This is a genomic window from Limnospira indica PCC 8005, from assembly GCF_000973065.1.
In the GTDB taxonomy this organism is placed as follows: domain Bacteria; phylum Cyanobacteriota; class Cyanobacteriia; order Cyanobacteriales; family Microcoleaceae; genus Limnospira; species Limnospira fusiformis.
Genome location: NZ_FO818640.1, coordinates 1,735,569 through 1,760,377, shown reverse-complemented (window position 1 = coordinate 1,760,377; position 24,809 = coordinate 1,735,569). Strand labels below are relative to the sequence as shown.

The 24,809-nt window shown below is 45.1% G+C and carries 23 protein-coding genes; 14 read left to right on the top strand and 9 right to left on the bottom strand.

Translation table 11 applies throughout. The annotated features are described in order from the left end of the window. Window positions 1–25 precede the first annotated feature (25 nt). The 3 genes from XZ46_RS07775 to XZ46_RS07765 are packed head-to-tail and all read right to left on the bottom strand — an operon-like array spanning window position 26 to window position 1,399. Window positions 26–709: a hypothetical protein gene (locus tag XZ46_RS07775; RefSeq protein WP_048894997.1), complete on the bottom strand. Its 684-nt coding sequence runs from the start codon at window positions 707–709 to the stop codon at window positions 26–28. Next, window positions 696–1,139 carry a type II toxin-antitoxin system VapC family toxin gene (locus XZ46_RS07770; protein ID WP_006620624.1) on the bottom strand — a complete coding sequence of 148 codons (444 nt, stop codon included), beginning with the start codon at window positions 1,137–1,139 and terminating at the stop codon, window positions 696–698. The genes XZ46_RS07775 and XZ46_RS07770 overlap by 14 nt, the downstream gene beginning before the upstream one ends. Continuing rightward, window positions 1,139–1,399, bottom strand: a complete 261-nt coding sequence (locus XZ46_RS07765; RefSeq protein ID WP_006620625.1) for a hypothetical protein — start codon at window positions 1,397–1,399, stop codon at window positions 1,139–1,141. Before XZ46_RS07765 ends, XZ46_RS07770 begins: the two co-directional genes overlap by 1 nt. A 1,040-nt stretch (window positions 1,400–2,439) precedes the next feature. Here XZ46_RS07765 and XZ46_RS34060 point away from each other — a divergent pair. From XZ46_RS34060 to XZ46_RS07705, 11 genes are all read left to right on the top strand, one after another. Further along, entirely contained in the window at window positions 2,440–2,580 is a 141-nt protein-coding gene (locus XZ46_RS34060) for a hypothetical protein (protein ID WP_157234452.1), read from the top strand. A 158-nt stretch (window positions 2,581–2,738) separates the two neighbouring features. Continuing rightward, on the top strand, window positions 2,739–3,986 hold the full coding sequence (locus XZ46_RS35820; RefSeq protein ID WP_048894996.1) for an RNA polymerase sigma factor: 1,248 nt from the start codon (window positions 2,739–2,741) through the stop codon (window positions 3,984–3,986). Between the two features lie 11 nt (window positions 3,987–3,997). After that, window positions 3,998–6,112, top strand: a complete 2,115-nt coding sequence (locus XZ46_RS07750) for a hypothetical protein (RefSeq protein ID WP_008049468.1) — start codon at window positions 3,998–4,000, stop codon at window positions 6,110–6,112. 267 nt (window positions 6,113–6,379) lie between these two features. Next, a complete protein-coding gene (locus XZ46_RS07745) occupies window positions 6,380–7,228 on the top strand; it encodes an RNA polymerase sigma factor (protein ID WP_008049467.1) in 849 nt (282 codons plus the stop codon). A gap of 117 nt (window positions 7,229–7,345) precedes the next feature. After that, on the top strand, window positions 7,346–8,416 hold the full coding sequence (locus tag XZ46_RS07740; protein ID WP_223064829.1) for a tetratricopeptide repeat protein: 1,071 nt from the start codon (window positions 7,346–7,348) through the stop codon (window positions 8,414–8,416). A gap of 950 nt (window positions 8,417–9,366) precedes the next feature. Beyond that, entirely contained in the window at window positions 9,367–10,794 is a 1,428-nt protein-coding gene (locus tag XZ46_RS07730; protein WP_008049465.1) for a DUF6765 family protein, read from the top strand. A 574-nt stretch (window positions 10,795–11,368) separates the two neighbouring features. After that, a complete protein-coding gene (locus XZ46_RS07725) occupies window positions 11,369–11,995 on the top strand; it encodes a hypothetical protein (protein ID WP_006620643.1) in 627 nt (208 codons plus the stop codon). A gap of 106 nt (window positions 11,996–12,101) precedes the next feature. Beyond that, a complete protein-coding gene (locus XZ46_RS07720) occupies window positions 12,102–12,386 on the top strand; it encodes a hypothetical protein (RefSeq protein WP_008049461.1) in 285 nt (94 codons plus the stop codon). A gap of 535 nt (window positions 12,387–12,921) precedes the next feature. Next, window positions 12,922–13,446 (top strand): hypothetical protein, encoded by a 525-nt coding sequence (locus tag XZ46_RS36385; RefSeq protein WP_008049458.1) that lies wholly within the window; start codon window positions 12,922–12,924, stop codon window positions 13,444–13,446. Further along, window positions 13,391–13,765, top strand: a complete 375-nt coding sequence (locus XZ46_RS34045) for a hypothetical protein (RefSeq protein ID WP_157883431.1) — start codon at window positions 13,391–13,393, stop codon at window positions 13,763–13,765. The genes XZ46_RS36385 and XZ46_RS34045 overlap by 56 nt, the downstream gene beginning before the upstream one ends. 856 nt (window positions 13,766–14,621) lie before the next feature. Beyond that, entirely contained in the window at window positions 14,622–15,395 is a 774-nt protein-coding gene (locus tag XZ46_RS07705; RefSeq protein WP_228116508.1) for a C39 family peptidase, read from the top strand. A gap of 96 nt (window positions 15,396–15,491) precedes the next feature. On the opposite strand, the gene XZ46_RS07700 is transcribed toward XZ46_RS07705, so the two are convergent. From XZ46_RS07700 to sufB, 4 genes are all read right to left on the bottom strand, one after another. Next, window positions 15,492–16,751: a SufS family cysteine desulfurase gene (locus XZ46_RS07700; RefSeq protein ID WP_008049455.1), complete on the bottom strand. Its 1,260-nt coding sequence runs from the start codon at window positions 16,749–16,751 to the stop codon at window positions 15,492–15,494. Window positions 16,752–16,891: 140 nt separating this feature from the next. Next, the gene (gene sufD / locus XZ46_RS07695; protein WP_008049454.1) at window positions 16,892–18,268 is read right to left on the bottom strand and encodes a Fe-S cluster assembly protein SufD; all 1,377 of its coding nucleotides are present in this window, start codon (window positions 18,266–18,268) and stop codon (window positions 16,892–16,894) included. 3 nt (window positions 18,269–18,271) lie between these two features. Continuing rightward, window positions 18,272–19,054, bottom strand: coding sequence for a Fe-S cluster assembly ATPase SufC (sufC, locus tag XZ46_RS07690; RefSeq protein WP_008049453.1), 783 nt, complete (start codon window positions 19,052–19,054; stop codon window positions 18,272–18,274). A 105-nt stretch (window positions 19,055–19,159) separates the two neighbouring features. Further along, window positions 19,160–20,596 (bottom strand): Fe-S cluster assembly protein SufB, encoded by a 1,437-nt coding sequence (gene sufB / locus XZ46_RS07685; protein WP_006620652.1) that lies wholly within the window; start codon window positions 20,594–20,596, stop codon window positions 19,160–19,162. A gap of 198 nt (window positions 20,597–20,794) precedes the next feature. On the opposite strand from sufB, the gene sufR reads away from it, so the two are divergent. Further along, window positions 20,795–21,454, top strand: a complete 660-nt coding sequence (gene sufR / locus XZ46_RS07680) for an iron-sulfur cluster biosynthesis transcriptional regulator SufR (protein ID WP_006620653.1) — start codon at window positions 20,795–20,797, stop codon at window positions 21,452–21,454. Window positions 21,455–21,499: 45 nt separating this feature from the next. Then, on the top strand, window positions 21,500–21,880 hold the full coding sequence (locus tag XZ46_RS07675; protein WP_006620654.1) for an NDH complex assembly factor CRR9: 381 nt from the start codon (window positions 21,500–21,502) through the stop codon (window positions 21,878–21,880). Window positions 21,881–21,907: 27 nt separating this feature from the next. Here the strand turns inward: XZ46_RS07675 and ruvB are convergent, their stop codons facing one another. Beyond that, window positions 21,908–23,017: a Holliday junction branch migration DNA helicase RuvB gene (gene ruvB, locus XZ46_RS07670; RefSeq protein ID WP_008049452.1), complete on the bottom strand. Its 1,110-nt coding sequence runs from the start codon at window positions 23,015–23,017 to the stop codon at window positions 21,908–21,910. A 40-nt stretch (window positions 23,018–23,057) separates the two neighbouring features. On the opposite strand from ruvB, the gene XZ46_RS07665 reads away from it, so the two are divergent. Then, window positions 23,058–23,591 (top strand): sll1618 family protein, encoded by a 534-nt coding sequence (locus XZ46_RS07665; RefSeq protein WP_006620656.1) that lies wholly within the window; start codon window positions 23,058–23,060, stop codon window positions 23,589–23,591. Window positions 23,592–23,683: 92 nt separating this feature from the next. On the opposite strand, the gene XZ46_RS07660 is transcribed toward XZ46_RS07665, so the two are convergent. After that, the gene (locus XZ46_RS07660; protein WP_008049451.1) at window positions 23,684–24,688 is read right to left on the bottom strand and encodes an ROK family protein; all 1,005 of its coding nucleotides are present in this window, start codon (window positions 24,686–24,688) and stop codon (window positions 23,684–23,686) included. Window positions 24,689–24,809 lie beyond the last annotated feature (121 nt).

Below are 24,809 nucleotides of genomic sequence, written 5' to 3'. Positions count from 1 at the left end.
TATCTACATCTTAGGTACAGCTTGTTTACCAGTCGCTTAATACATTGCCCCTCACCCTAAATCCCTCTCCCACAAAGGGAGAGGGACTTGGAGAGGTGATAATATGATTTCTGAACAGGCTGTAAGATACCAAAGCGATCGCCCTAAACCTGGCTCCCACAGAGGGAGAGGGACTTGGAGAGGTGATAATATGATTTCTGAACAGGCTGTAAGATACCAAAGCGATCGCCCTAAATCTGGCTCCCACAAAGGGAGAGGGACTTGGAGAGGTGATAATATGATTTCTGAACAGGCTGTAAGATACCAAAGCGATCGCCCTAAATCTGGCTCCCACAAAGGGAGAGGGACTTGGAGAGGTGATAATATGATTTCTGAACAGGCTGTAAGATACCAAAGCGATCGCCCTAAATCTGGCTCCCACAAAGGGAGAGGGACTTGGAGAGGTGATAATATGATTTCTGAACAGGCTGTAAGATACCAAAGCGATCGCCCTAAATCTGGCTCCCACAAAGGGAGAGGGACTTGGAGAGGTGATAATATGATTTCTGAACAGGCTGTAAGATACCAAAGCGATCGCCCTAAATCTGGCTCCCACAGAGGGAGAGGGACTTGGAGAGGTGATAATATGATTTCTGAACAGGCTGTAAGATACCAAAGCGATCGCCCTAAACCCCCTTTCTTTTGCTGCCCAAAATTTACGATCGCACATCCATCGGATGCACTGCCATCACTTCCCCATAGCGGGCAAAATCCCTGATATTAAAAGTCAGAATATGAGTCAATCCATGTATCAGCATTGCTGCCACCAACCGCGCATCATGGACATTAACTCCCCTCACCCCATAAGTCAGCACCAACCTTTCCCACTCCGAATAAATGGCTAACCTATCCGGTAATAGCAAAAAAAGCCCTTTTAATCGATTGACTTCAGCAGCCGCTTCCGTTGGGGTATGTCCTAAACCATTCTTATCTACAGGGCGGGTGTAAACATTCCAAAACTCGATTAAATTTTGGGGAATGATACAAACATCTCCCCCTTGTGCAAGCAGAATATTTGTCGCTGTTACTGCATCGGCGTACATGGAATGATTAGCGTCTGCACTCCGCAACAGAATATTAGTATCAATCAAAAATGACATTAACCCCTTTCTCCATAAATGCTTTCTCGGCTAATCGCTTCATCGGATAAAGAGGGCTGGTTGCGCGGGTGACTCGCTGCCCATTCCCGAAACGCTTTCGCCCTTTCTTCTGGAGTCGCCGTTTCATAAAAAGGACGATCTTTCCCCGCCGCTGAGGTTTCCTGCTGGCGTGCTTTCAGCTTCTCCTCTAAAAGCGATCGCTCTTCTGGGGAAAGCGATTGAACCACTAGGGCTAAAGATTCCACTAATTTAATATTCATAAACTCTCCTATCCCTGAGAAACCCGGTTTTTTATCTACATCTTAGCCAAAGTAGGTTGGTGTAGGTTGGTGTAGGTTGGGTGAAGCATAGCGAAACCCAACACCCCGTGGGTCAACATATACCCCTTTCAAAGGCCAAGAAACCCGGTTTTTTGAAAAAACCGGGTTTCTGAGAACCTCCTTGGGGGAACCCAACACCCTGTGGGAAACATATACCCGCTGTTGGGTTCCGTTGCACTCCACCCAACCTACCCAGAGCTAATTTAATATTCATAAACTTTCCTATCCCTGAGAAACCCGGTTTTTTATCTACATCTTAGCCAAAGTAGGTTGGTGTAGGTTGGTGTAGGTTGGGTGCAGCATAGCGAAACCCAACACTCCGTGGGTCAACATATACCCCTTTCCAAGGCCAAGAAACCCGGTTTTTTCAAAAAACCGGGTTTCTGAGAACCTCCTTGGGGGAACCCAACACCCTGTGGGAAACATATACCCGCTGTTGGGTTCCGTTGCACTCCACCCAACCTACCCAGAGCGATCGCACCTACCTGGGGGAATCCAAAATTCACTGTAACACTTGCGCTAATAACCGACTCATAAGTTGCGTCCTAAGCGATCGCTAAAACCCCGTTTCTTTGAATGCCAAAAAAGCGATCGCTCCCCCAGGCTTGTTACCATGGGGCCGGGCATTTTGGTATTGTTACGGAGTCAATCCCCTCCCAGGAGATTTAGGTGGAATTTTGGCCGGCTAGTTAAACAAGTTTCATAAATCGGATATAAACTTTTTGGGAAAGTAGGTTATGATACTTTTAGAGCCAGAACAATAAGGGTAGAATTATCGTCCCAGCCAGTTCAAGATATATGCTCTAAGATTGCAATTTTTGCCAATCATTATCATCATTAACCACATTACCAAGTAGTTAATCTGCGGCTAATGTGAGGCGGTGTTCTGTTGGCAAAATATATTCAAGAGGGTGCGGGTTTTGAGCGATCGTGACACATCACGGATCGCGAGACGAATTACATATATATAGGTATCTTCAATGACATATCAACCCTTGAGTTGCCTTTTGCCCATAAGGCAGGTCCAATGTGCTGAGTGCGAACCTGATTGGGCGGAAGTGCCAGCAGATATGCTTTTGGAACAGCTTTTAGCACTGCTGGTGGAAGTCCTTGTAGAATAAATATCCTGTGGAAGTGATTCCTGAAGTGAATTAGTTGATTATGTGTAAGCACACCGAACCCTTATGGCTCATTCATGGATTTATTTAGGATGGCTAAATAAGGGTGTATATCTAACTGCTTTTCTTTTGACTCAACCCTAATAGAGAACTCTCAGAAAATGGATCTATCTAATAGTAGTTATCAGCTAACTGTCGAGTTTTGGCAACAATGGCTAGAGCATGAAGACTATCTCTGGCGTTGTTGTCTCAGACAAATGGGCAACCCCATTGAAGCCGAAGATGCCCTCAGTGAAGCCCTTTTGAAAGCCCAAAAACAACTGCAAAAACGGACGGAACGGATTAGGAATTGGAGGCAGTGGTTAGTTAAAGTAACCTGGAATCATTGTACAGATATCCTCAGACAGCGCGATCGCCAACATTTGAAAGTTGAGAATGTCGATCCGATCGCTTTAGCTGATGAATGGGTAAGTCGCGAACCCACGCCGGAACAGATTTGTATCGGCTGGGAACTGGAAGAATTTTTAGATCGCGCCATGGAGGAATTACCGCCGAAGAAGCGGGAAACCTTGATTCTCTACATGAAACAACAGCAGTCTTACCCAGAAGTTGCTGGGCGACTTATCGTGTCCCCGGTCAACGTCCGTAAGCGCATTTCCGACGCCAGGCGGGTTTTGCGCGATCGCCTGGAAAGCTACGACCGCGACAGCCACGGTCTGCTGAAGCCATCTAAGAAGAAGGTCACAGGGCAATCGGTCCAGTTGACACCGGAAACAGTCGCCCCCCCTGAATCCAAAAAAAGCAGACCAAAGCAACTCCCCTCCCGACCCAGAAACCCCAAACAAAAGTTAAAAAAGTTAAAGCGGTTTCCCGTCGGGCAAAATCCCAGGCTGGTGTTGCGGAACCCACCCAAAGAGGAAAAGTCAGGGTTTGACCCAATCGCCTCGATAGCATATCTGGAAGGCGATCGCACCTACCTGGGGGAACCCAACACCTCGTGGGTAAACATATACCCCTTTCCTCAGCCAAGAAACCCCGTTTTCCCAAAAATCGGGTTTCTCAGAACCCCCTTGGGGGAACCCAACACGCTGTGGGAAACATATACCCGTTGTTGGGTTCCGTTGCACTCCACCCAACCTACTACTGGAGAGCGATCGCACCTACCTGGGGGAACCCAACACCCCCTGGGGAAACATATACCCGTTGTTGGGTTCCGTTGCACTCCACCCAACCTACTACTGGAGAGCGATCGCACCTACCTGGGGGAACCCAACACCCCCTGGGGAAACATATACCCCTTTCCTCAGCCAAGAAACCCGGTTTTTCCCAAAAATCGGGTTTCTCAGAACCCCCTTGGGGGAACCCAACACGCTGTGGGTAAACATATACCCCTACTGTCCCTCAACTAACTCGGAAATCTGTGAAGATACACAACTGTAGCTTTGTCGTTGCCTTAGCTGTCCTCCACCTCACTGCCATTCCCGCAGCCTTGGCACAAACTCCCCTCCCATGGGCGATACCTGACCCCGGATTGAATAAAACCCCCAAACCTTCTCCGCCACCGTCAGACCCGGACTATATCATCCCCCCTCGCGTGGCTCCTAACGACCAAATTAGCGCCTTTACCACTACTTTAACCCTTAATGATATCCCCATCAGCCACCTGACCGAATGGCAGGTGAGCGGCGTGCAAGCCTTCGCTAATACCACAAATAGCGACATGGTTTTAGATGGTACGTTCAAACTCCACGCGGAGATTATCGAAAGCCTTAGCCGAACTAATATTTACAGGGTAGACCAGCGGGGGAGTTACTTGCAACTGCGGACGGTGCCGCTGGAAAGGCGAGTAACCACCACCACCACGGAACCCCAAACCATGAACGGTTTGGAAATTCAAATGAGTTTGACGGGGGCTTGTTTTTTACCTGATGCTCCCAGTGACCAACAATGTACTTATATGCCGGGGTTGGTCATCGATCGCAACAGCATCGACCCCGACTTTTTTGTGCCAACCCGGGTTCTGCAAACTTCACAGGTGGGGGATGTCTTGGCACCGGAAACCTTAGCTTTTATGCAGCTTCCCGGTTTTCAAGGGGGAACCGCCAGCCAACCGATTGGGCTAGATTTGTACTTTCCTAATTCTGGCACTTTTCCGGGAAATAGTCAATCCCAAAGAAGCACAATTAAACGCCAAGAAGAAATCGACCTGACCATCGCCGGCACATTTTCCCGGGTGCGACAGGTGGTGAAAGCCAACGATCCCCAAGCGGTTTTGGGGCGCACGATTTACGGATTTACCCTATTTGGGGATGATGAAAATCGCTGTCTCAATACGGTTATCCAAGCGGGGGCACAATTTTTACCAGACCTCATTCCTGACCTGGAAGGGAGCGAAAATCCCCCGAATACCAGCATTAACCGTAACTTATTTTTTGCTGCTAATAATACCCGTTTACCTAGCAGTAGTTTTACGATTTATTCCGCTGGTCTGGGGCGGGCGGAAAGTTTGACTCCCAATATCAGAAGTTTGAGGGAAATTCCTGGGGCGAGTTATCACAGCCTCTGGTTGGGGCTGTCTCCGGTTCTCGATCGCAGCTTCGGACGCGATCGCCTTTTTTTCCGGGCGACCGGTCCCCAAATGCCAATTAGGGCGGGGGCGGAAGGGGGAGAAGATGTCGATAATCTACAGTTAATGTCTGTGGTCAATCAAGACATCTTTTCCACCGAGAATATACAGAACTTTTACGCCCAAGTTTATCTGAGTTTTTTGCGGCAAGATGTCAACTTGAACCGCCAAAGTGTTTACCTAGAACAACGGCGATATTATCCTCACCTTAGTTTAACCGGAAACTGGACGCGAAGTCAAGACATTTTCCGCTACTATACGGGGGTTATTGCTTCGGAAATGGTGAAACTTTACCTAGGGGCAGACTATACATTTAACACGACGGACGGCTGGAGTTTTCGAGGGGGTGCGATCGGCTATGTCAACCCCGATCGCGACTATTACAGCCAGGTGTTTGGGAATGCTTCCAAAAGGTTTCGCCTGGGGAATAATAGGAATTTAATCCTGTCGAGTTTTTTCAATTATGCGATCGACCGAGAAACCCGCATTGGGGATGTTGTCAGCATTTCTCCCGCCAGCGAATTAGGGTTATCGGGACGTTTAAACTGGCAAATATTTTCCCTGGGTTTAACCAACTATTTCGGGGATATCCTCCCCAATTCCTACGACGATCGCCTACTGATAGAATTAGCAGTCCGCCCAGTTAATAACGTCACCTTATCAGGTTATATCGCACCCATCGACAAAACCTCCAGCCGGTCGGTTTACGGTAGCACCATCAGTTGGAGACTGAAAAATCAGCCCAACAGTCCCACGCTATCAGCATCGTGGCAACATCAAGAGTATGATTATGGTAACGATGCCTTTGGGAATCGTATGTTGGTGACAGACAACATTTTTACCATCATTTTCCGGGTAGGAAGTTCCCCCAATCCATTCCCCCGTGAAAACCCAGATCAACCAGATTGAGAGTATATCGAGTGAACTTCCTGTTGGGATGTGGGATTTTTTCAGCAAAAAAATTTACATAAGTGGTATAGACTTTAATCAAGCGATCGAGTATCATATTACAGACGAGCCAAAAACCTGATCAAAATTCGGACTGATCTACCAAGGTCTAAACGAGCATATACTGTCGTTGTCCTCCCGGTATAAAAGGGTGGAGGCAAATTAGATGGAAGCCAACCAGGCTCCGATCGCCAAAACCATTGACGTTTTGAATCCCTCGTACCTCTTATGGAAATTAAAGACCCCATCAGGCGATATCGTTCCCCGAAAGCAAACGATGTCCAACCCTTGAAACAGGCAGAAGAACAAGAACTATTAAATCGTCTTTCAGAAGGGGAAATGAATGCCTTCTGGCCCCTCTGGTATTACCATCAAAACTACCTTTATAATCGCTGTATTAGTTGGATGGAAAATAACCGGACGGAAGCGGAAGAAGCCCTCAGTCTAGCCATGTTAAAAGCCAGGGATAAATTACCAAAATACGCCCCAAAAATCACGAATCTCCGAGCTTGGCTAACCCGCTTAACCCATAATCTATGCCTAGATATTCACCGAGAACGTCGCCGAAAATCAATCAGTATTGACAACATAGAAGATTCATATATTCAAGCACAAGATGTTATTTTATGTAGTTGTGAATCCCCAGAATCGCAAATTTTGAGGCATGAGTTAAGGCAGTTTATTCAGAGTGTTGTCAACCAACTACCTGAACGGCTTCGCATCCCTTTCATTCTCCGTTATGACCGAGAACTGTCTTATCCAGATATCGCCGAAAAACTCGGAATTTCCAGAGACAATGCTTACAAACGCATTCAACAGGCACGAGATATTCTCGCCCAGAAGGTGAGAAGTTATCTTTCAGGGGTAGATCCTTTTGAATCAACTTTATCTGAGAGTTTTTACGTCACCAATAATTTGTTAATAGAAGACTCAAAAATCGACGATTTATCTGGTGTCGAGTGTAAATCGGTGGTAGTCAGTTATCACTTAACCGCGACCTGCCTAGACCAAATGTCTCATACATGGCATTTTTTGCCTGGTTTTGCGGCTTATAAAAACCGGCATCAGTCCACTTAATTGGAAAATTCAAACACCCAAAATAATTCGGTGATAGACAGTTATCGATTGGACTTGTGAACACCGAAGGATAACCAGGTGCATATCTGCAATAATCAAACACCACCAAATAGCGAGATGTCTAAAAAAACCTTTTCATGTATGGTATCTGTCACCCTACTTTCCGGGAGTGAGAGAAATGTGTATTTGGTTTTAGACCAAAAACCAACCCGAATCAACCAGAAGCTAAAAACCTTAGATCAGTACATACAAAAATATCCATCGGGATGGAAAAAGCGGCTAGAATTGGCGAATCTGTTGTATGCGACGGGTGATTGGCAACGGGCAATCGAAGAGTATCACCAAGTTATTGAGCGACAACCCCAATTGGTTGAGGTGTATTTAAACTTAGGGAAAATGTTGCAGCTAATGGGGCAAGAAGCCGACGCAGTGGCAGTTTATGAAAAAGCCTTATCCCAAGTTCGCCACGAAGCAACTCAACAGCATCTCGGCGGATTAATTGCCGTCTGTCGGCATGACCTGGAAGCAGCCATTGTCGCCTTTGAGTCAGCCACAGCCCTAGAACCGGACAACATGACGCACTGGCTGGCATTGGGGCGGCTACAGATGCAGAAAGAAGATATATCTGGGGCTTTGGGAACATTTGATCACATTTTGTCAGTTCATCCCAATGATATTGTGGCGCTAATTGACAGCTACGATGCTTTGATGATTCTGGGGGATGTCGGGGAAGCGGAGGTGCGGTTGCTGCGGATGCTGGAATTAGCCCCGGACGATTGTCACGTTCTCAAGCGACAGATAGAGACTCGTTGCCGGATGGGTTTGGTATGGGAAAAGGAGGGGAAGCAGACTAAAAAAATGATTGACACGGCACGGCAACGGATGACTACGGTGGAGGGTTTGGCGTTACTGGCTTATTATCACATCGCCCGAGAGGAGTTTGCGGAAGGAGTCAAAATTTTGGCTCGGTTAACGGAGGAACACCCCATTAACCCCAAGAGTTGGCATTCCTACGGTTGGGGTTTGTTCCATGCCGGACAATATCAGAAGGCGGCATCGGCAATGGAGACGGCTTACAAGCTGTCTGGCGAGGATGCCCAAATTTATCGGGATTGGTGCAAGATTTTACAAGCGGCGAGGCAGTCACAACAACGGGCAAAACTGCAAGGAAGAGTGACGGGTGTATGAATGGCGATCGCGGTTCGGAAAACCACCCCTGATAATTCGCAAAATTCACAGATCACCCCCCTCAAACGTCTAATATAGTAGCAGCCAGAACATTTAGGACATCCACGGTCCTGAAACCTGGGAGGTGGACTCTTTTGAACCCCTATTCCCTGTTCCCTATTTCCTGTTGGCTGCTATAACTAAGTCAACACCACTATTAAAGGTTAAATACCATGGCAGTCACCGGCTCAATTTCAATTGATGTCAATTAAACTTTCGATCAGATCAAAGGATTGGTCACATACGACAAAAAATATGTCATTGAAGTCATTAACAAGACCCAATATGTCCTGGAGCGCGTGGGATCCCATAATGACTCGGAAAATTAGCCCCTTGGCGATATCCAACCCGAGCAGTTAGGGGTCGGTAAATTTGACTGTAATTCCTTTTCCTTTGGGGTAAATTATAAGCTCAAAGGGGGATCGGGTTTCATACAATTTGCTGCTTCTTGGCCGGTCATTGGTAAGCGAAAAATTGCAGTCGGCAATATACATCAAGATGGTAACGGTCCGGCTCGGAAGGTGTGGGATGAGATGGACGACCCGTCGGATAAATTATGTTCCAATGATTTGGTCAGAGTTCGGGCTTTTATGCAAGAAGAAGGAAAATCAATCATCTGGGTATATGAAGTGGTTACTAAATAGTTTTCACTGAAATTTACCAAACGGCGATCGGCTACAATTGTAGCCGATATTGACTTAACTACGCGGGTGAGATTGGTACAAACCAGAGATTTAATCTAGCCTGAATGTATATTAACCATCAAAAGTATAAAAACTCGATAGCTCGCGAAAAATCCTAGCCATGTTCAAAGCCACACCTGATAATTGGCAAAATTCATAAATTGAAGATAGCAATCGTCTTGAGAATGTAAATACACAAGTATCACCCACTCTCAAGAGGTAAATATTGTGGATCAAGATTTTCATTATTATGGAACTTACTACGCGGCTAGAATCGGCGGCAATTATAGTCAAAAGGATGCAACTGTTATTGCTACAGCCTCTAATTTCATCGATTTTTTGAGCAATGAAAAATATGCCGGATACTGGCATATTGTCAGCAATACCGAAAAATCTTTAGAGCGAGATTATAATGTGATCGCCAAAGTCGATTATCCTCGTTACACATTTCAAGGCACCTTGAGTACCGGAGCCAGTGGAAGTAGTGGGTTATGGGCATCATTTCACTTTCCTCCTGGAAACTATAATGACCCTGTTGGTACACCAACTAAGATCGATGTCCATGGAAAAGATGTTGCTGCCTTATTACCTGACTATCACCTACGGGAAATAGATCCTGATTCGAGCCTTAAGAGCAAAATTACTCCGGACATTGGTAAGTTGCTCAATCGGCCACAAAGTGCTTTGTCTAGAGCGATGATCAAAGACACAATTCGCTGTCTCACTGATTCAAGCCGTTTGGAAAACATTCTGATCAAATCTGCTGGTGGTAAGACCTTATTAAGTTCTGCAAATAAGGAGTCTATTCTCAAACGCTTTGGATTGCTTTTGTTGGGGGTTAGGGCTCATGTTATTGGAGATACTTGGGCCCACCAAGATTGGTGCGCCCTTGATCATGTAATCAATACTTACTGGGATATTGACAATTCCTGGCTCAAAAATGATGTTTGGCAAAATATTGAGTATCAAGATATGGGTCAGAGTTGGAAAAAAGTCAAGCTGTCTTGTACATCTCATGAAAATTTGCAAGCTGCTCCCAATGTACCTCCCTGCTATGTAGGACATGGATGGATGGGACATTTTCCCGATTACAGCTTCGTTAAATATCGCTATAAACCCTGCTGGAGTCCCAAAAGTGCATGGTCATTAGAGCGTGATAATCCTACGGAATACAACCATGCTTTTCTTGAGTTATGTAGCTTATTTTCTCAGGCAAGTGGCAGTCAGTTTCGCCCCCAAGATAAAAAGAGTCAACTAGTCGCAGCACAAAAGGCGATTTCCTCACCAATTGAAATTGACAATCAAAACAATTGTCCCCGATACCACTCGGCTGAGAAATGGAAAGAGGAAATGAACAAGGTAGCTCTTGAAAAACCCAAAATTGCCATTGATACCCGCAAAGAACCTGACGAAGAAACGGTGCTTAAAGGTAAATTTGACCATCCAATTGTTCTGGAAGCGATAAATCGCTACGGTTCCTTATACATTCAAGCTGCCAGCGATCTCCATCTGTTTCAAATTGCGGCTGACTACCAATTTTGGTTTGTCAAAGATTGGACTCAAAAACATGAGATAGGAGTTGGTAAATTGTTTGATGATACCTGGGCGAAAGCAATTGGTATTCTCTCACCTGATATCGTGAATATTTGGGGTTAACAGCACTATTTTACTAAGCGATCGCCCTGATCATACTTAGTCAAAAGGGGGGCGATCGCTCCCTTTTTTGATGGGGCTTCATTTGGGAAAATACCATAACTCAAAATTTTCCGAAATTGAATTCAATCCGCGTTTTAGGGGTGTAGATAAAGCCAGAGGTCTAATCGATCAGTCAGATGGGTAGGAAGTCGCGGTAATAGCCGAACCCTAGCCCCTTTGGGGGAATATGTATGCACCAATCCTAATGTGCAAGGTTTTAAAGGTTCGCAAGGTGATCGAAAAGCTCGGAAAAAGCTGGGTGGTGTCCATCCAGTGACTGTGCTGAAAGAGGAAGCGGGAGTAGCCACAGGTTCCCTCGCCAAACTGGTGAATTGATTTTACTAAACGCCCACCGTTTTGCATGAGTGCGATCGCCTGGTAATTTCTGGAAAATGTTCCGGTCCGATCGCACCTTTTTTGGGGACATAGAATCGATTAATTAATTTGAGAAATTACGAAAGATATTAACAGAAAATCCAAAACATCAAAAAATCACCGCCTCAACCGTATCGCTCCGGGTTGTCGCGGTCTAATTTTGCCAGTATTTTCCGATCGCCGCCCAGATTCTCTTTCCCAGCTAGACCTGGCACGCCAAATCAATCAAGCCCTTGAACAAGGTGCCCATGTGATTAACATTAGCGGCGGTCAACTGGCTCAAGCAAATGAGGCATACCCCGCTTTATTGCTGGAAAAAAATAACGGATTAACTTTAAAAGATATTGCCGTACTCTCCATCGGAACTGGCAACACCACTTGTCCCTACAGCTATGAAGAAATCAAGGGATGGAGTTCTCTGGGTTGGGTTCAGCATCTACCGGACATCTTCTTAAATCCTGCTTCCCAAAATTCCGAAGATATTGGCAATCAAATTCTGGATAGTGTTGGGAGTGATATATTACGTTTGGATTTCGATCTCAACGATCGCTTGCAAGTGGAAAAGCAGCCAGGTCGTTTGCGATCGCTCCTCGAAAAGCCCCACAATCGATATATTTTTAAAAAATATCAAAAGTATCAAAAGATTGGCGAAGAAATTGACAATCCCGAAAATTGCCAAGAGTTGATCGAGGCGGCGAAATGCTTTCTCGATTGTGGCGAAGTCTATGATCAGAAGCCAGGGGTGCCAGTGCGAGATGCAATCCCACAATTTATCAAATTACATTGAGCATTCGTCGAGGTAAATCTTGGCGATCGCCCACCGTTAATTGGCGATCGCCCACCGTTCATATTGACAATATTACCAACCATTCACCCCAAATCAAACAACACAAATGAGTAAAACTTGGTACGCCATCCTCACCACTTACATGATTTTGTTTTTTGCGACTGGTTATATCAACTTTTTTAGCAATAATTATTTTGCGAAAACTCCAGAAAATATTGCCCAAATAACTCGCGATTATGACTCCCCAGAAAAAATGAATTGGGTGGCAGAACTTCTGCTAGAGGATGCCCAAACTTATCAAGACGAAAATAATATTGCTTCCCAGTCTTTCAATATTGTCTTGGGTTCTATTGTTTCTTTTTTGTCCGCCACTGTCAAACAAAAACAATAAATTTACAATTATTTGAGATGAAGCCATGAAGAATCTTGATCCAGAAGACAAATTTTTACTTCCTCCTGAATATGATGATTTTAATGCAGATTTTTAATTGTGGAATTATCAGCAACAATTAAGGCGCAAAGTGAGTAAAACTTGGTATATAATTTTCTGCGTATATGCCCTATTATTGAGTTTAACAGGTGGCGTAACATTTTTCTATAATCATGGATTTTATGCGAGAGAGGAAAATATCAAAAAAATGGAAATTATGACAACATAGGAGCAATTCAATACCTACCAATTATGACTAAAAAAGGAGAGAGAAAATATGAGAAATATCAACCAAATAGCCAATCAATCTTTTAATGTTGCTCTGGTTGGGTTTTTGATCTGCGATCTTGACAAAATCCCAGGCTGATCACAATGAATATTTAGACAATATAAATGTTTTCATCCTATCGATAATAATTGCAAAATGCCCAAATTCAGAATCCTTTGTTTCAATTCGTTATTTCCATGAAATCAAATCTGAAACCTGCAAATAACCATGAAAACAATTGTCGCCAAAGCCCATACCAAATTCCAAAAACTGCCTATCCAGTCCTCGGAACTGAAACCTGATCAAATGGTCGCGGTTACGGCGGGAAAAACCTACGAAGTTGAAGCATTTGAACCTGCTGAAAATGTACATATTAAGGTCACTTTAGCCGCCAATAGTGGAACCTTTTATGCCTTTAGTAAAGATGGGGATGGACTGCCATCGGTAATGCCAGAAGGGGCGGAAGAGCCATTGATTACTCAGCCAGAAGGCAAGGCGATTTTTGGTAATTTTATCCGTGAAGATGAACTAGCAGATCTGAATCGTTGTCTGCATTTTTATCAAATCAATACCCCCCCTAGAATCTGTCATTTTATCAGTAAAATTGCCCACGAATCCGGGGGATTGAAGTGGTTAAAAGAACTCAGTGATGGGTCTTATTTGGAAGGGCGCAGCGATTGGGGAAATACTTGTTCTGGTGACGGCCCAAAATACAAAGGTTCGGGGGCGCTTCACCGGACGAAACAATTATAAAGCCTTCTGCGATGCGCTGGGCGATGCCAAAATTATGGAAGGTTGCGATTATATGGCGGAGCATTATCCGTTTACCAGTGCCGGATTTTGGTGGCACAATAACCGCATGAATGAATTGTGCGATCGCGGCGCAACCGTGGAAGAAATTACCCTAAGAGTCAACGGGGGTTACAATGGCTTAGAAGATGTTATGGTCGAAAGGGAAGTCACCTTCCCTAACTCCAATTCAAAACCGTGCTTGATATTTTCACATCACACGGCTCCTGATGTGGATACCCTATTGTCAGTAGGAACAAGGTTACGACCCCTCGCTTTATGACTTCAACTTTAGGAGCTTTATGCCACACGTAGTCTTTAAACTCGTTTTCGCCACTATACTCCTATTTATTGCAGTCTCTATATCCACACCGTGACTAGTGGGCATATCCCAACCATTACAGTTAGGCATTGGCTTTCAGTCACATCCTTTCCCCTTATGGGCATTCGCTTACACTTTTCACTACTTTACGAGATGTACTCGCAGAGAGCCCAATAGGGGTTTAAACGTTCCGTATATATGGGTATTCCATCTTTAGATTTGTCCTTTCCACCGGGGTAAAATTAAAGGTCTGTGTAGGTAGTGTGAAGAAACTCCTACTTTTCCCCTTGCTCTTTTGAGCGCAGCGTGTCAACCTATTTCGCTACTTAATGTTGACGATGGTTCAGGCCAGACATTCGGTTTCCCTAATCATGGATGGTTGGCAGTGGTCGGATTTTGGGAATAGGTTTTCCCTCACGCCTTCCGTTCCCCGCTTAAATCCCAGATTTGTGATTTCTGAAACTTGGGGTGGCTATCGCCGTTACTCTTTCCCATAATCGCTCCAAGTAAGTTATAATACTCCTCCTAGGTAATACTTGGACGGTGTATTGCGATTTCTTAAAATGGGATTGACCATGAGTTCCCTACCTTGCTTAGAATCACACCTTCCTAAGCGTTGGGACATATATACAGTTAAGGGGTAAACTGGTTGACAGTTTATCTCCCTCTAGGAGGTTATTTCAGGCATTGCAGCCTTATTTCACTCCTAAACGTCTCGCACCGTCACCAATATTATAACAAAGCCTGTAAAGTGACAGAGTCGCGCCCAATAGCCTCCTCTCCTGCCAATTCAGAACCTGCCAATTCAGAAGTGGCTGTGAAGATTAAATTTATCCACACCACAACCCTCCGCACCGTCATCGAAGACCTTTCCGAACTCTCAAGCGATCAACAAGTCGAAATTAAAGAACAAAGTGTTTATCCGGTTCACTCCTATGCGTACCAAACCGGAGATTACCTGAAAGTTGCATTTTGGGGTCAATCATTTAAGGTAAAAAATACTTGGTTTGTTCACAGCAGAGATGTAGAGATATACAATCAGAATCTCCAGATTAAACCCGATAAAATTTTACTACCTGTTCCTTGGTTTCCGCAAACTGACAACTATCGAGATCCAGAAAGAACTTGTAATTCATCGTCTTGTGCCATGTGTTTAGAATATTTCAAGCCGGGAACTTTACTCGGAACCACTGGAGATGATATCTACTTAGAAGTGGTTTTTAAATATGGAGATACCACCGATCATACAGTGCAAACCCAAGCCTTATCAGATTTTGGTTTGAAAAGCACTTGGCACACCGATCTGGATTTTGATGATGTTTATCGAGAACTAGAAGCGAAGCGTCCTGTTGTGATTGGTATTTATCATCGGGGGACGACGGAACATCCTTGTGGCGGTCACATGATTGTTGTCCGGGGGCGCACTGAAAACGGGGATTTTGTTGTTAATGATCCTTATGGTTCTCTTAATGATTGCTACACCGGAGCGGTTGAAAATGGTAAGGGTGCAATTTACAGCAAATATGAAATGACCTATCGTTGGACGGCAGAAGGACCCGGAACTGGTTGGGGCAGACTTTTTCAAGCCTAGGAATTAATGGATTAAGATGGAATCGGCGATTTGATCACCAAGGAGAATCAAATCGCCTGAATTCCAAGGCTTCCATTATGAAGCCCTTAGCTAAGATTAAGACATCTGCTTAAAAAAAGCGATCGCCTCTTTCAACGCCACCACAAAGGCATCAATATCCTCATGGGTATTGTAAAAATAACAACTCGCCCGCGCCGTAGAATTAACCTTTAGATACTTATGTAAAGGTTGGGTGCAGTGGTGTCCTGAACGCACCGCCACCCCCGAATCATTCAACAGCATTGATAAGTCATTAGGGTGAATTTCTCCCGCTGAAAATGATGCTAATGCCGCCCGTCCTTTACCCTCAGCCGTTGGGGGGGGTCCATAAATAGTAATTTCGGGAACATCACTTAATTTCTTGAATAAATAAGCCGTTAATTCCTGTTCGTAGGCGTGGATTTTATCCAAGCCAATCTTCATTAAATAATCCAGGGCTGCACCTAAAGCGATCGCCTCTCCAATCGCCGGAGTTCCCGCCTCAAACTTATGGGGTAATTCCCCACAGGTAAAACCCTCTAACGACACCTCCCCAATCATCTCGCCACCCCCCAAAAATGGCGACATCGACTCCAGTATTTCCCGCTTACCATACAGAAAACCAATCCCCGTCGGACCACACATTTTATGACCCGAACCCACTAACCAATCACAATCAATTTCCTTGACATTTATCGGTAAATGTGGTAAACTTTGGCAGGCATCAATCAACACCTTTGCCCCACATTGATGGGCAATTTCCGTAATTTCCTTCACCGGATTAATGCAACCCAAAACATTAGACATTTGCAGGACAGCCACCAACTTAGCCTGAGGGGAAATGAGGGTTTTAAACTCCTCAAAATCAAACTCCTGGTTAGCCGTTAATCCCACATACTTAATCACCGCCCCAGTTTTCTTAGCCAGCATTTGCCAAGGGACTAAGTTACTGTGATGTTCCATTACCGACAAAATAATCTCATCCCCAGCCCGTAGATTTTCCCACCCCCAAGAATAGGCAACCAAATTCACAGCTTCGCTGGCGTTACGAGTATAAATAATCTCCTGGTAGGAATCAGCATTAATAAACTCAACCACCTTTTGGCGGGCTTTTTCATATTCATCAGTCGCCTTAGCGCTAAGGGTATGAATACCCCGATGAACATTAGAATTATATGTTTGATAATAGTTTTGGATAGCATCTAAAACCACCTGGGGTTTTTGAGAAGTAGCCGCATTATCCAAATAAACCAGAGGATGTCCGTTCACCTCCTGATGTAGAATGGGGAAATCTCCCCGCACCTTTTCTCCTAGTGTTTTCTCTTTAATAAGTGTCATTTTGTCTAATCCCTAAATCTAGCAATTTGCAACCAGTAACCATTAAAGCATCTCTGGTAACTCCCCCATCATCAAGATAGCAGAGGTGAGGGGAGATAGTTGATTAGTCATCAAAAATTAATCCCCCCCCTTAACCCCCTTTACATTTCCCCTTCGTCAGTGCGACAAGCCACACAGCGAGCTAAAATTTGCTTGAGAGAAACCAAAGGCAATTTCTCTAAAATTTCCGCCGCAAAAGCATCAATTAACAGGTTACGGCTGGTTTTTTCATCCAGTCCCCGACTCCGCAGATAGAAAATCTCATCCGCTTCTAATTGGCTAACAGTTGCGCCGTGGGCACATTTGACATTATCAGCCACAATTTCTAATTGAGGTTTGGTATTAACCCGCCCTTTAGCCGATAACAACAGATTACGATTCAGTTGAGTCGCATCAGTCATTTGTGCCGCTCGGGGAACCACAATCCGACCATTAAATATAGCATGAGCGCGGTCATCCACAATAGCTTTATGTAATTGATTGATGACACCATGGGGATGGTTCAAAAATACCGCGCTATGGGTATCAGCGACCTGTTGACCGTTGACCAGAGTTAAACCATTAAGCTGAGTTTCGGTTCCCGCAGCCGTTTGGTGAATATCGAAGTTATGGCGAGACAATTTCGCCCCCAAACTAATCGCGTTACCAGTATAACGGCTATCGCGCCCTTGGGAAACTACAGTGCGACCAATATGGAAAGATGAAGCCAATTCTCGTTGAAGGCGAGTATGTTGTAATTCGGCATTGTCACCAACCCATAACTCTGTCACTGTGTTAGTGAAATAAGGAGTTTTTTGGGTGCGGTCTGAACAACCCAAAATATTCGCGGTGGCGTAGTGTTCAATTACTGTGGCTTTGCTTCCGGGTTCAGCGACAATTAAAGTCCGAGGTTGACTGGTTACAGGTTGGCTGCTACTGAGGGAAATAAATAGCAGATGAATGGGCGTATCAATGACTTGATTTTGGTGAACCCAGACCACCGCAGCATCAGCCAAAGAGGAAGTATTGAGGGCGGTAAAAACTTCCTGGCTGTCGGGTTGTTGAGTTAGGTAGTTCCCCAACTTATCGGATAATGGTTTATCGAGTTGTCCTAAATTTCCGACAAATACTCCATCAGGAAGATTATCTAAACAGGACAGTTGGGGGGAGTAAAAACCATTCACAAAAACCAACCTAGTCCCTTTAACTTCCGGTAAGATTAAAGGTGAAATCTCGTCTCGGGAAAGTTCTACCGCTGTGGCTGGTTGAAAAGGCAATTCCAACAAAGCGGAAAGGTCGGTAAATCGCCAATCTTCATGGCGACGGGTAGGAATAGCTAATTCCTTAACCCAACTGGCGGCATTATCACGAATATTTTGTAACTGTTCGGCAATGTTTCTTTCCAAAGGGAAACTCACCGGAACTGGAAGAGAACCCGTTACCCGATTAAGTAACTGATTCAAATAGGAAAGTTCTGGTTTTTCTTGAATCTGAATCATTAACTACACCCCCACTGTGGCTGCTTCAATTATATCATCATAGCCCTGTTTTTCCAACTCTAGCGCCAATTCCTTAGCACCAGTTTTAATAATTCTGCCATCAGCCATGACATGAACATAATCAGGGACAATGTAATCCAATAACCGCTGATAGTGAGTAATCACCAGCATGGCATTTTCAGCATTAGCCAATTGATTCACACCATTAGCGACAATTTTCAGCGCATCAATATCCAAGCCGGAATCAGTTTCGTCCAAAATGGCTAATTTCGGTTCTAATAAAGCCATCTGCAAGATTTCATTACGCTTCTTTTCACCCCCAGAAAAGCCTTGATTAACGCTACGTTCCAGAAACTCTGAACGCATTTTCACCACCTCTAATTTTTCGTGGATTAAATCCTCAAAATCAAACACATCTAACTCATCTAAGCCCCGATGTTTCCGTTGGGAATTGTAAGCCACCCGCAGGAAATCCAGATTACTAACCCCAGGGATTTCGATGGGATATTGGAAAGCCAAAAATATACCGATTAAGGCGCGTTCATCAGCTTCTAATTCCAGGAGATTTTGTCCTAAAAATGTGACTTCGCCCCCGGTCACTTCATAAGCAGGATGTCCGGCTAAGATTTTAGAAAAGGTACTTTTTCCCGACCCATTCTGACCCATGATGGCGTGAATTTCCCCGGCTTTAATTTCCAGGTTTAAGCCTTTTAAAATAGAATTACCATCAACGGTAGCGGTTAAATTCTTAACGGACAAAATCACGGGACTGTTTTCTTGAATCATTCTCAACCTCTAAATGTGTGTGATTGGTGTTAGTGATTAACTGACGTAATTAGGTTAGGGGGTTTTCAACAGGAAACCCCACCATCTCCCAGGGAAATAGATAGTTTAACCGACAGCGCCTTCTAGTTTCAGACTCAGCAGTTTATCGGCTTCGGCTGCAAACTCCATGGGTAATTTATTAAACACATCTTTACAGAAGCCGCTGATAATCATAGACACAGCATCTTCCTCAGAAATTCCCCGTTGAGTAAAGTAAAACAATTGGTCTTCCCCAATTTTAGAAGTTGAGGCTTCATGTTCTACCTTGGCGGTACTATTTTCGACTTGAATATAAGGGAAAGTATTAGCCTGTCCACAGTCGCCAATTAACATAGAGTCGCACTGGGAATAATTCCGCGCCCCCACAGCTTTCGGACCCATTTTCACTAAGCCACGATAGCTATTCGCAGACCGACCCGCCGAAATACCTTTAGAAATAATAGTGCTGCGGGTATTTTTGCCAATATGAACCATTTTGGTTCCGGTATCAGCCTGTTGACAGTTATTGGTGAGGGCGACGGAGTAAAATTCTCCGACGGAATTATCACCGACCAACACACAACTAGGATATTTCCAAGTAATGGCTGACCCGGTTTCTACCTGAGTCCAGGAAATCTTAGAATTTACGCCTTTACAGAGTCCCCGCTTGGTGACAAAGTTATAAATTCCGCCTTTCCCGTTTTCGTCCCCAGCAAACCAATTTTGCACGGTAGAATATTCGATGGTGGCATTATCCAAAGCGACCAATTCGACTACAGCGGCGTGTAATTGGTTGGTATCGAACATGGGGGCGGTACAGCCTTCTAAATAGGTGACAGAACTGCCAGATTCTGCTACAATTAAGGTGCGCTCGAACTGCCCAGATTCACCGTTATTAATGCGGAAATAAGTAGACAGATCCATGGGACATTTAACCCCTTTGGGAATGTACACGAAGGAACCATCACTAAATACGGCTGAGTTGAGGGCGGCGAAGTAGTTATCACCGACGGGAACTACACTCCCCAAATATTTCTCAATCAGTTCTGGGTGGCTTTCTACGGCTTCGGAAATTGAGCAGAAAATTACCCCTTCTTCGGCGAGTTTTTCTTTAAAAGTGGTGGCAATGGACACACTATCAAAGACGGCATCCACTGCTACATTAGCCAGCCGTTTCTGTTCGGATAGGGGAATCCCTAATTTCTCAAAGGTTTCTATTAGGGTCGGGTCTACTTCTTCTAAACTGCCTTTTTTCTTCTCTACTTTGGGGGCGGAATAGTAGATAATGTCTTGATAGTCAATGGGGGGATAGTGAACATGGGGCCAGGTGGGTTCAGCCATTTTCTGCCACTGCTGATAAGCCCTGAGACGGAAATTTAACATAAATTCCGGCTCATTTTTTTTCGCTGATATCAGCCGCACCACATCTTCACTCAACCCCTTGGGGATGGTGTCGGACTCAATATCAGTAACAAAGCCGTATTTATAGGGCTGGTTAACTAGGGTTTTGACTGAAGCACTCATATATCTTGTGTTCTCTTGTGTTGGTTTGGTTTACGGTCTGGTGTCCCGGCTCATCACCTGGACAAACTCCCACGGGATGGCAGATCCCAAGTCCCACTGTCTGGGACTTAAACAACCTATTTGTTATTTAAGTCTATTTTAGGTTACATTAGCAACAACTGTATTGTCAAAGCCAAAATTTTTTGAATTTTTGTGAACATGATGACCACGACCCAACAGCATTCGACTAAGCAGGACATCCTCCAATATCTTCTGAAACGTCATCAGGCTACGGCTCAGGAACTCGCGGAGGCTCTCGATATCAGTCCCCAAGCCACCCGTCGGCATCTCAAGGATCTCCAGGGGTCGGGGTTGATCAATTATGAGTCTGTACAGATAGGGATGGGACGGCCCCAACATATCTATCGCCTAACCAGTCAGGGACGCGATCGCTTTCCGAATAGTTATGATCAATTTGCAATTTCTTTCCTGGATACTTTGGCTGAAACCGTGGGACCCGAACAGGTTAGCCAGATTTTACACAAACAGTGGCAAAGAAAAGCCATGGAGTATCGCCAACGGGTGGGGACTGGTCCAGTAGGCGATCGCGTAGCTAAATTGGCGGAAATTCGCCAAGGGGAAGGTTATATGGCTGAGTGGTATGCCGTAGAGACTCAAGAGGAAGTCGCCACGGGTGAGCAACGCTATATTTTCACAGAACATAACTGCGCGATTTCTAGTGTGGCTGAGTCTTTTCCGAGTGTCTGCGGCCATGAGTTAGAGATGTTTGCGGCTGTACTATATGATTGTACCGTAGAACGGACTCATTGGCTAGTTAATGGTGAGCATCGTTGTGGTTATCTGATTATTAGTCATTAACTGGCGGCCTCCCCAATCTTGTGGAAATAGTGTAATTATCTAATTATGATGCAGACAGATAGAGAATTTTTAACGCCAGAAGAAGCGGTTAAGGTAGATGCAGCTTTGTTGTCATCTAAGGAGAAGTTTGCCACCCGTCTGGCTATTTATGCGCTGCGCTGTTTACGGGAAATTTCCCAGCAACAAGAATGTGCGATCGCCTCAGTAACTCTAGACCAAATTACCCAGTGGATTGAGCAGGATACCCGCCTCCATGATAAACTAGAAATAGATAGCAGTTTTACCAGCTTTTTTAGTCGGTTGGTTATGTCCTCAATGAAACCACTGGATCGCATTTCGCAGGAGTTGCAAATCCCGATGGCTAACTTAACAGTTGATCAGGTGGTTGCGGGGTTCGAGAAGGAGAGTCAGGTTAAGCGAGAGTAGCGGTAATATAGAGATTGTGGGGGTGATTTAACCAAACAAAGAAAGCTGTTTTTGTGGTGGTTCATAACCCAAATGTTGCCAAGCCTTAGCGGTGGCGATTCTACCGCGATGAGTCCGCTGTATAAAGCCAATTTGCATAAGATAGGGTTCCTGGACTTCCTCCAAGGTTTGGGCATCTTCGCCGCTGGCTGCTGCTAGGGTTTCCAAGCCGACGGGTCCCCCATTGAAATTTTCGATAATGATGCGGAGTAAATGCTGATCCGTCCAATCCAAACCGAGGGGATCTACATTAAATAATTCTAAGGCGATCGCGGCAATTTCTCCGGTAATATCCCCGGATGCTTTGACTTCCAAATAATCCCGTACCCGTCTTAATAAACGATTAGCAATTCGGGGAGTTCCTCGGGAACGTAGGGCAATTTCTAAGGCACCTTCGGGAGTAATGGGAGTTTTTAATAGTTTAGCGGTACGGTTGACAATTTGGGCGAGTTCATCAACTTCATAAAAACGCAAACGTTGAATTAACCCAAAGCGATCGCGCAGGGGAGAAGTCAAAGCACCGATTCTGGTAGTTGCGCCGACAATAGTAAACTTATTTAAGGGAATGCTGCGCGTCCTGGCACTACGTCCCTGACCAATAGTGATATCTAAACGAGAGTCTTCCATAGCAGGATAAAGGATTTCTTCGGCCATTTTAGAGAGGCGGTGAATCTCATCAATAAACAAAATCTCTCCGGGTTTTTGATTAACCAAAAGTCCGGCAATATCCCTCGGTTTTTCCAGGGAAGGCGCAGTAGTAATTTGGCATTTGACGCCCATTTCTGTTGCCAAAATTAGCGCCATGGTAGTTTTACCGAGTCCGGGAGGTCCATAAAGTAACAAATGGTCGAGGGGTTCCCGGCGAGACTTAGCAGCGGCGATCGCAATTTCCAATACCTGTTTGAGATCCCGTTGACCAATATAGTCGGCTAGTTGTTGGGGTCTAATTTTTTCTTCGGGTTTGGGATTGTTTTTTTCCTCAGAGGTGGGTGATGGTATCAGTAGGGACTCCTCCGCTGGTGGCTTCACCTGATAGGTAGATGAAGGTTCGCGGGCTGGCTTATGTGGGCGGGAATTGTGAGAAGATATAATTGCCATAACTTATGCAATACCCCAAAACATTTCAATTAGTTCGATCATGATCTATTCTGTCTCAATCCCGGAAAATATTACCTTTGAAGATGCGATCGCCATTACCCAATCTCTGATTGATCAATCCCAAGCGGGAAGTATCTCGGACTCAGACTTGGCGGCGGCTATATCCAAACTGGTTCATTCGGAAAATGGGGCGAGGGGATTTTTTGTGACCTACCTCACGGATACTCGCCCTATTCCTGAACAAATGACACCAGAGATCCAAAAAGCGTTAGAATCTTCTCCTGAGATAGTCTCGGAGTTATTGGTGAAAAATTTGGCGATGTCCGCCGCCATGGTAGTCTATCATCATCGCCACCAAAATGAGGATATGGCTGCCAGTTCGGACTTAGTGCGATCGCGCTGTATTGAGTTAATTCAAGGCCTCAATTTACCACCAGTCAAATCTTTACTACAGCAGCTTCTGGAAACTTCCCAAACGGGAGAGGGACCCTATCAAGACTTTTTGGAGAGATGGGGATATGATACCCAACAACGAGAAGCGATCGCCACTTCTGTACATTTAGCGATCGCATAATTTGTAGGTGGGGTGAAATCACGACTAGAAACCCGGTTTCTCAAAGAAACCGGGTTTCTTCACCCCCCCGAATACCTGAATTTGTTGGGTGTCTACGAGTTCGCGGTTACACTCGCATATTGAGCCGCACCGTAAGCAGCACTATCTGGGAGCGTATCAATAGACCATTCCACCCTGGTCTGGGTGAGATGGGGGAAACTATGGTCAATTTCCTGACGAACCCAGGCGATCGCATTTTGTTTGAATCGTTGATATGCTCCCTCCGATGCCGTTTTTTCCTTTTCTTGCGCTCCCCCAGAAATCACAATCAGGTCACAGCCTATGGTATTGACCACATTACGAGCCGCTATACCGAGGCTGGTAAAATACTCTTGCCAAATAGCCACAACATCCGACAGAGGCTCATCCATTTGACCCAAGCGACGCAGGTTTTTCGCCACCTCCATGGGATCTCCTTGTAACGCTTCCGGTACATTCCCCTTAGCCTGTCGGTGTTTAACCATATTTCTCAGACCCAATAAAGAGGCTCTGGTTTCTGCACATCCCCTCGCACCACATCCGCACAGGTCGGCATTTTCCGAGCTATCAATACAAATATGACCGAATTCTGCGGAAACTGCGGGAGCCGACCAGATTTTCCCGTTGACAATCAAAGCGCCGCCTAATCCTGTTCCCGTAATAAACTGAGCCATGACAGAAGAAGCCTGATTTTGAGCCTCGCGGATGCTGTATTCCCGGTAAGCGCCCGCGTCTCCATCATTGAGGAGGAGAGCGGGTAACTGGAGAGTCTCCGAGAGTTTTTGGGCAATATTCACCCCTTGCCAAGAGCGATCAATATTGGTAGGATAAACACACATTCCCGAGGCATCAATGGGAGCCGGACAACAAGCACCGATCGCCTTTAAATCCTGGAATTGTAGATCATTGGCTGCGAGTAGCTCATGGGTGGCGGTTTGAATCACATTTACGGTAGCGTCGGGACCCTCAGAGGCGCTGCTGGGACGATCTAACCTTTCTCCGATGACCCCTTTTTCTGGCTCAAATAATCCCAGTTTAACGGTACTAGCACCAATGTCAATCCCCAAGTAAATGCTCATAATTCTTTCCTAACATCCAACTCCTTCGGATTATAAACTTTGTGGGTTGGGTGTCGCTTGGCTTTACCAAACCTACGACTAGAAACCCGGTTTCTCAAAGAAACCGGGTTTCTTGACCCCC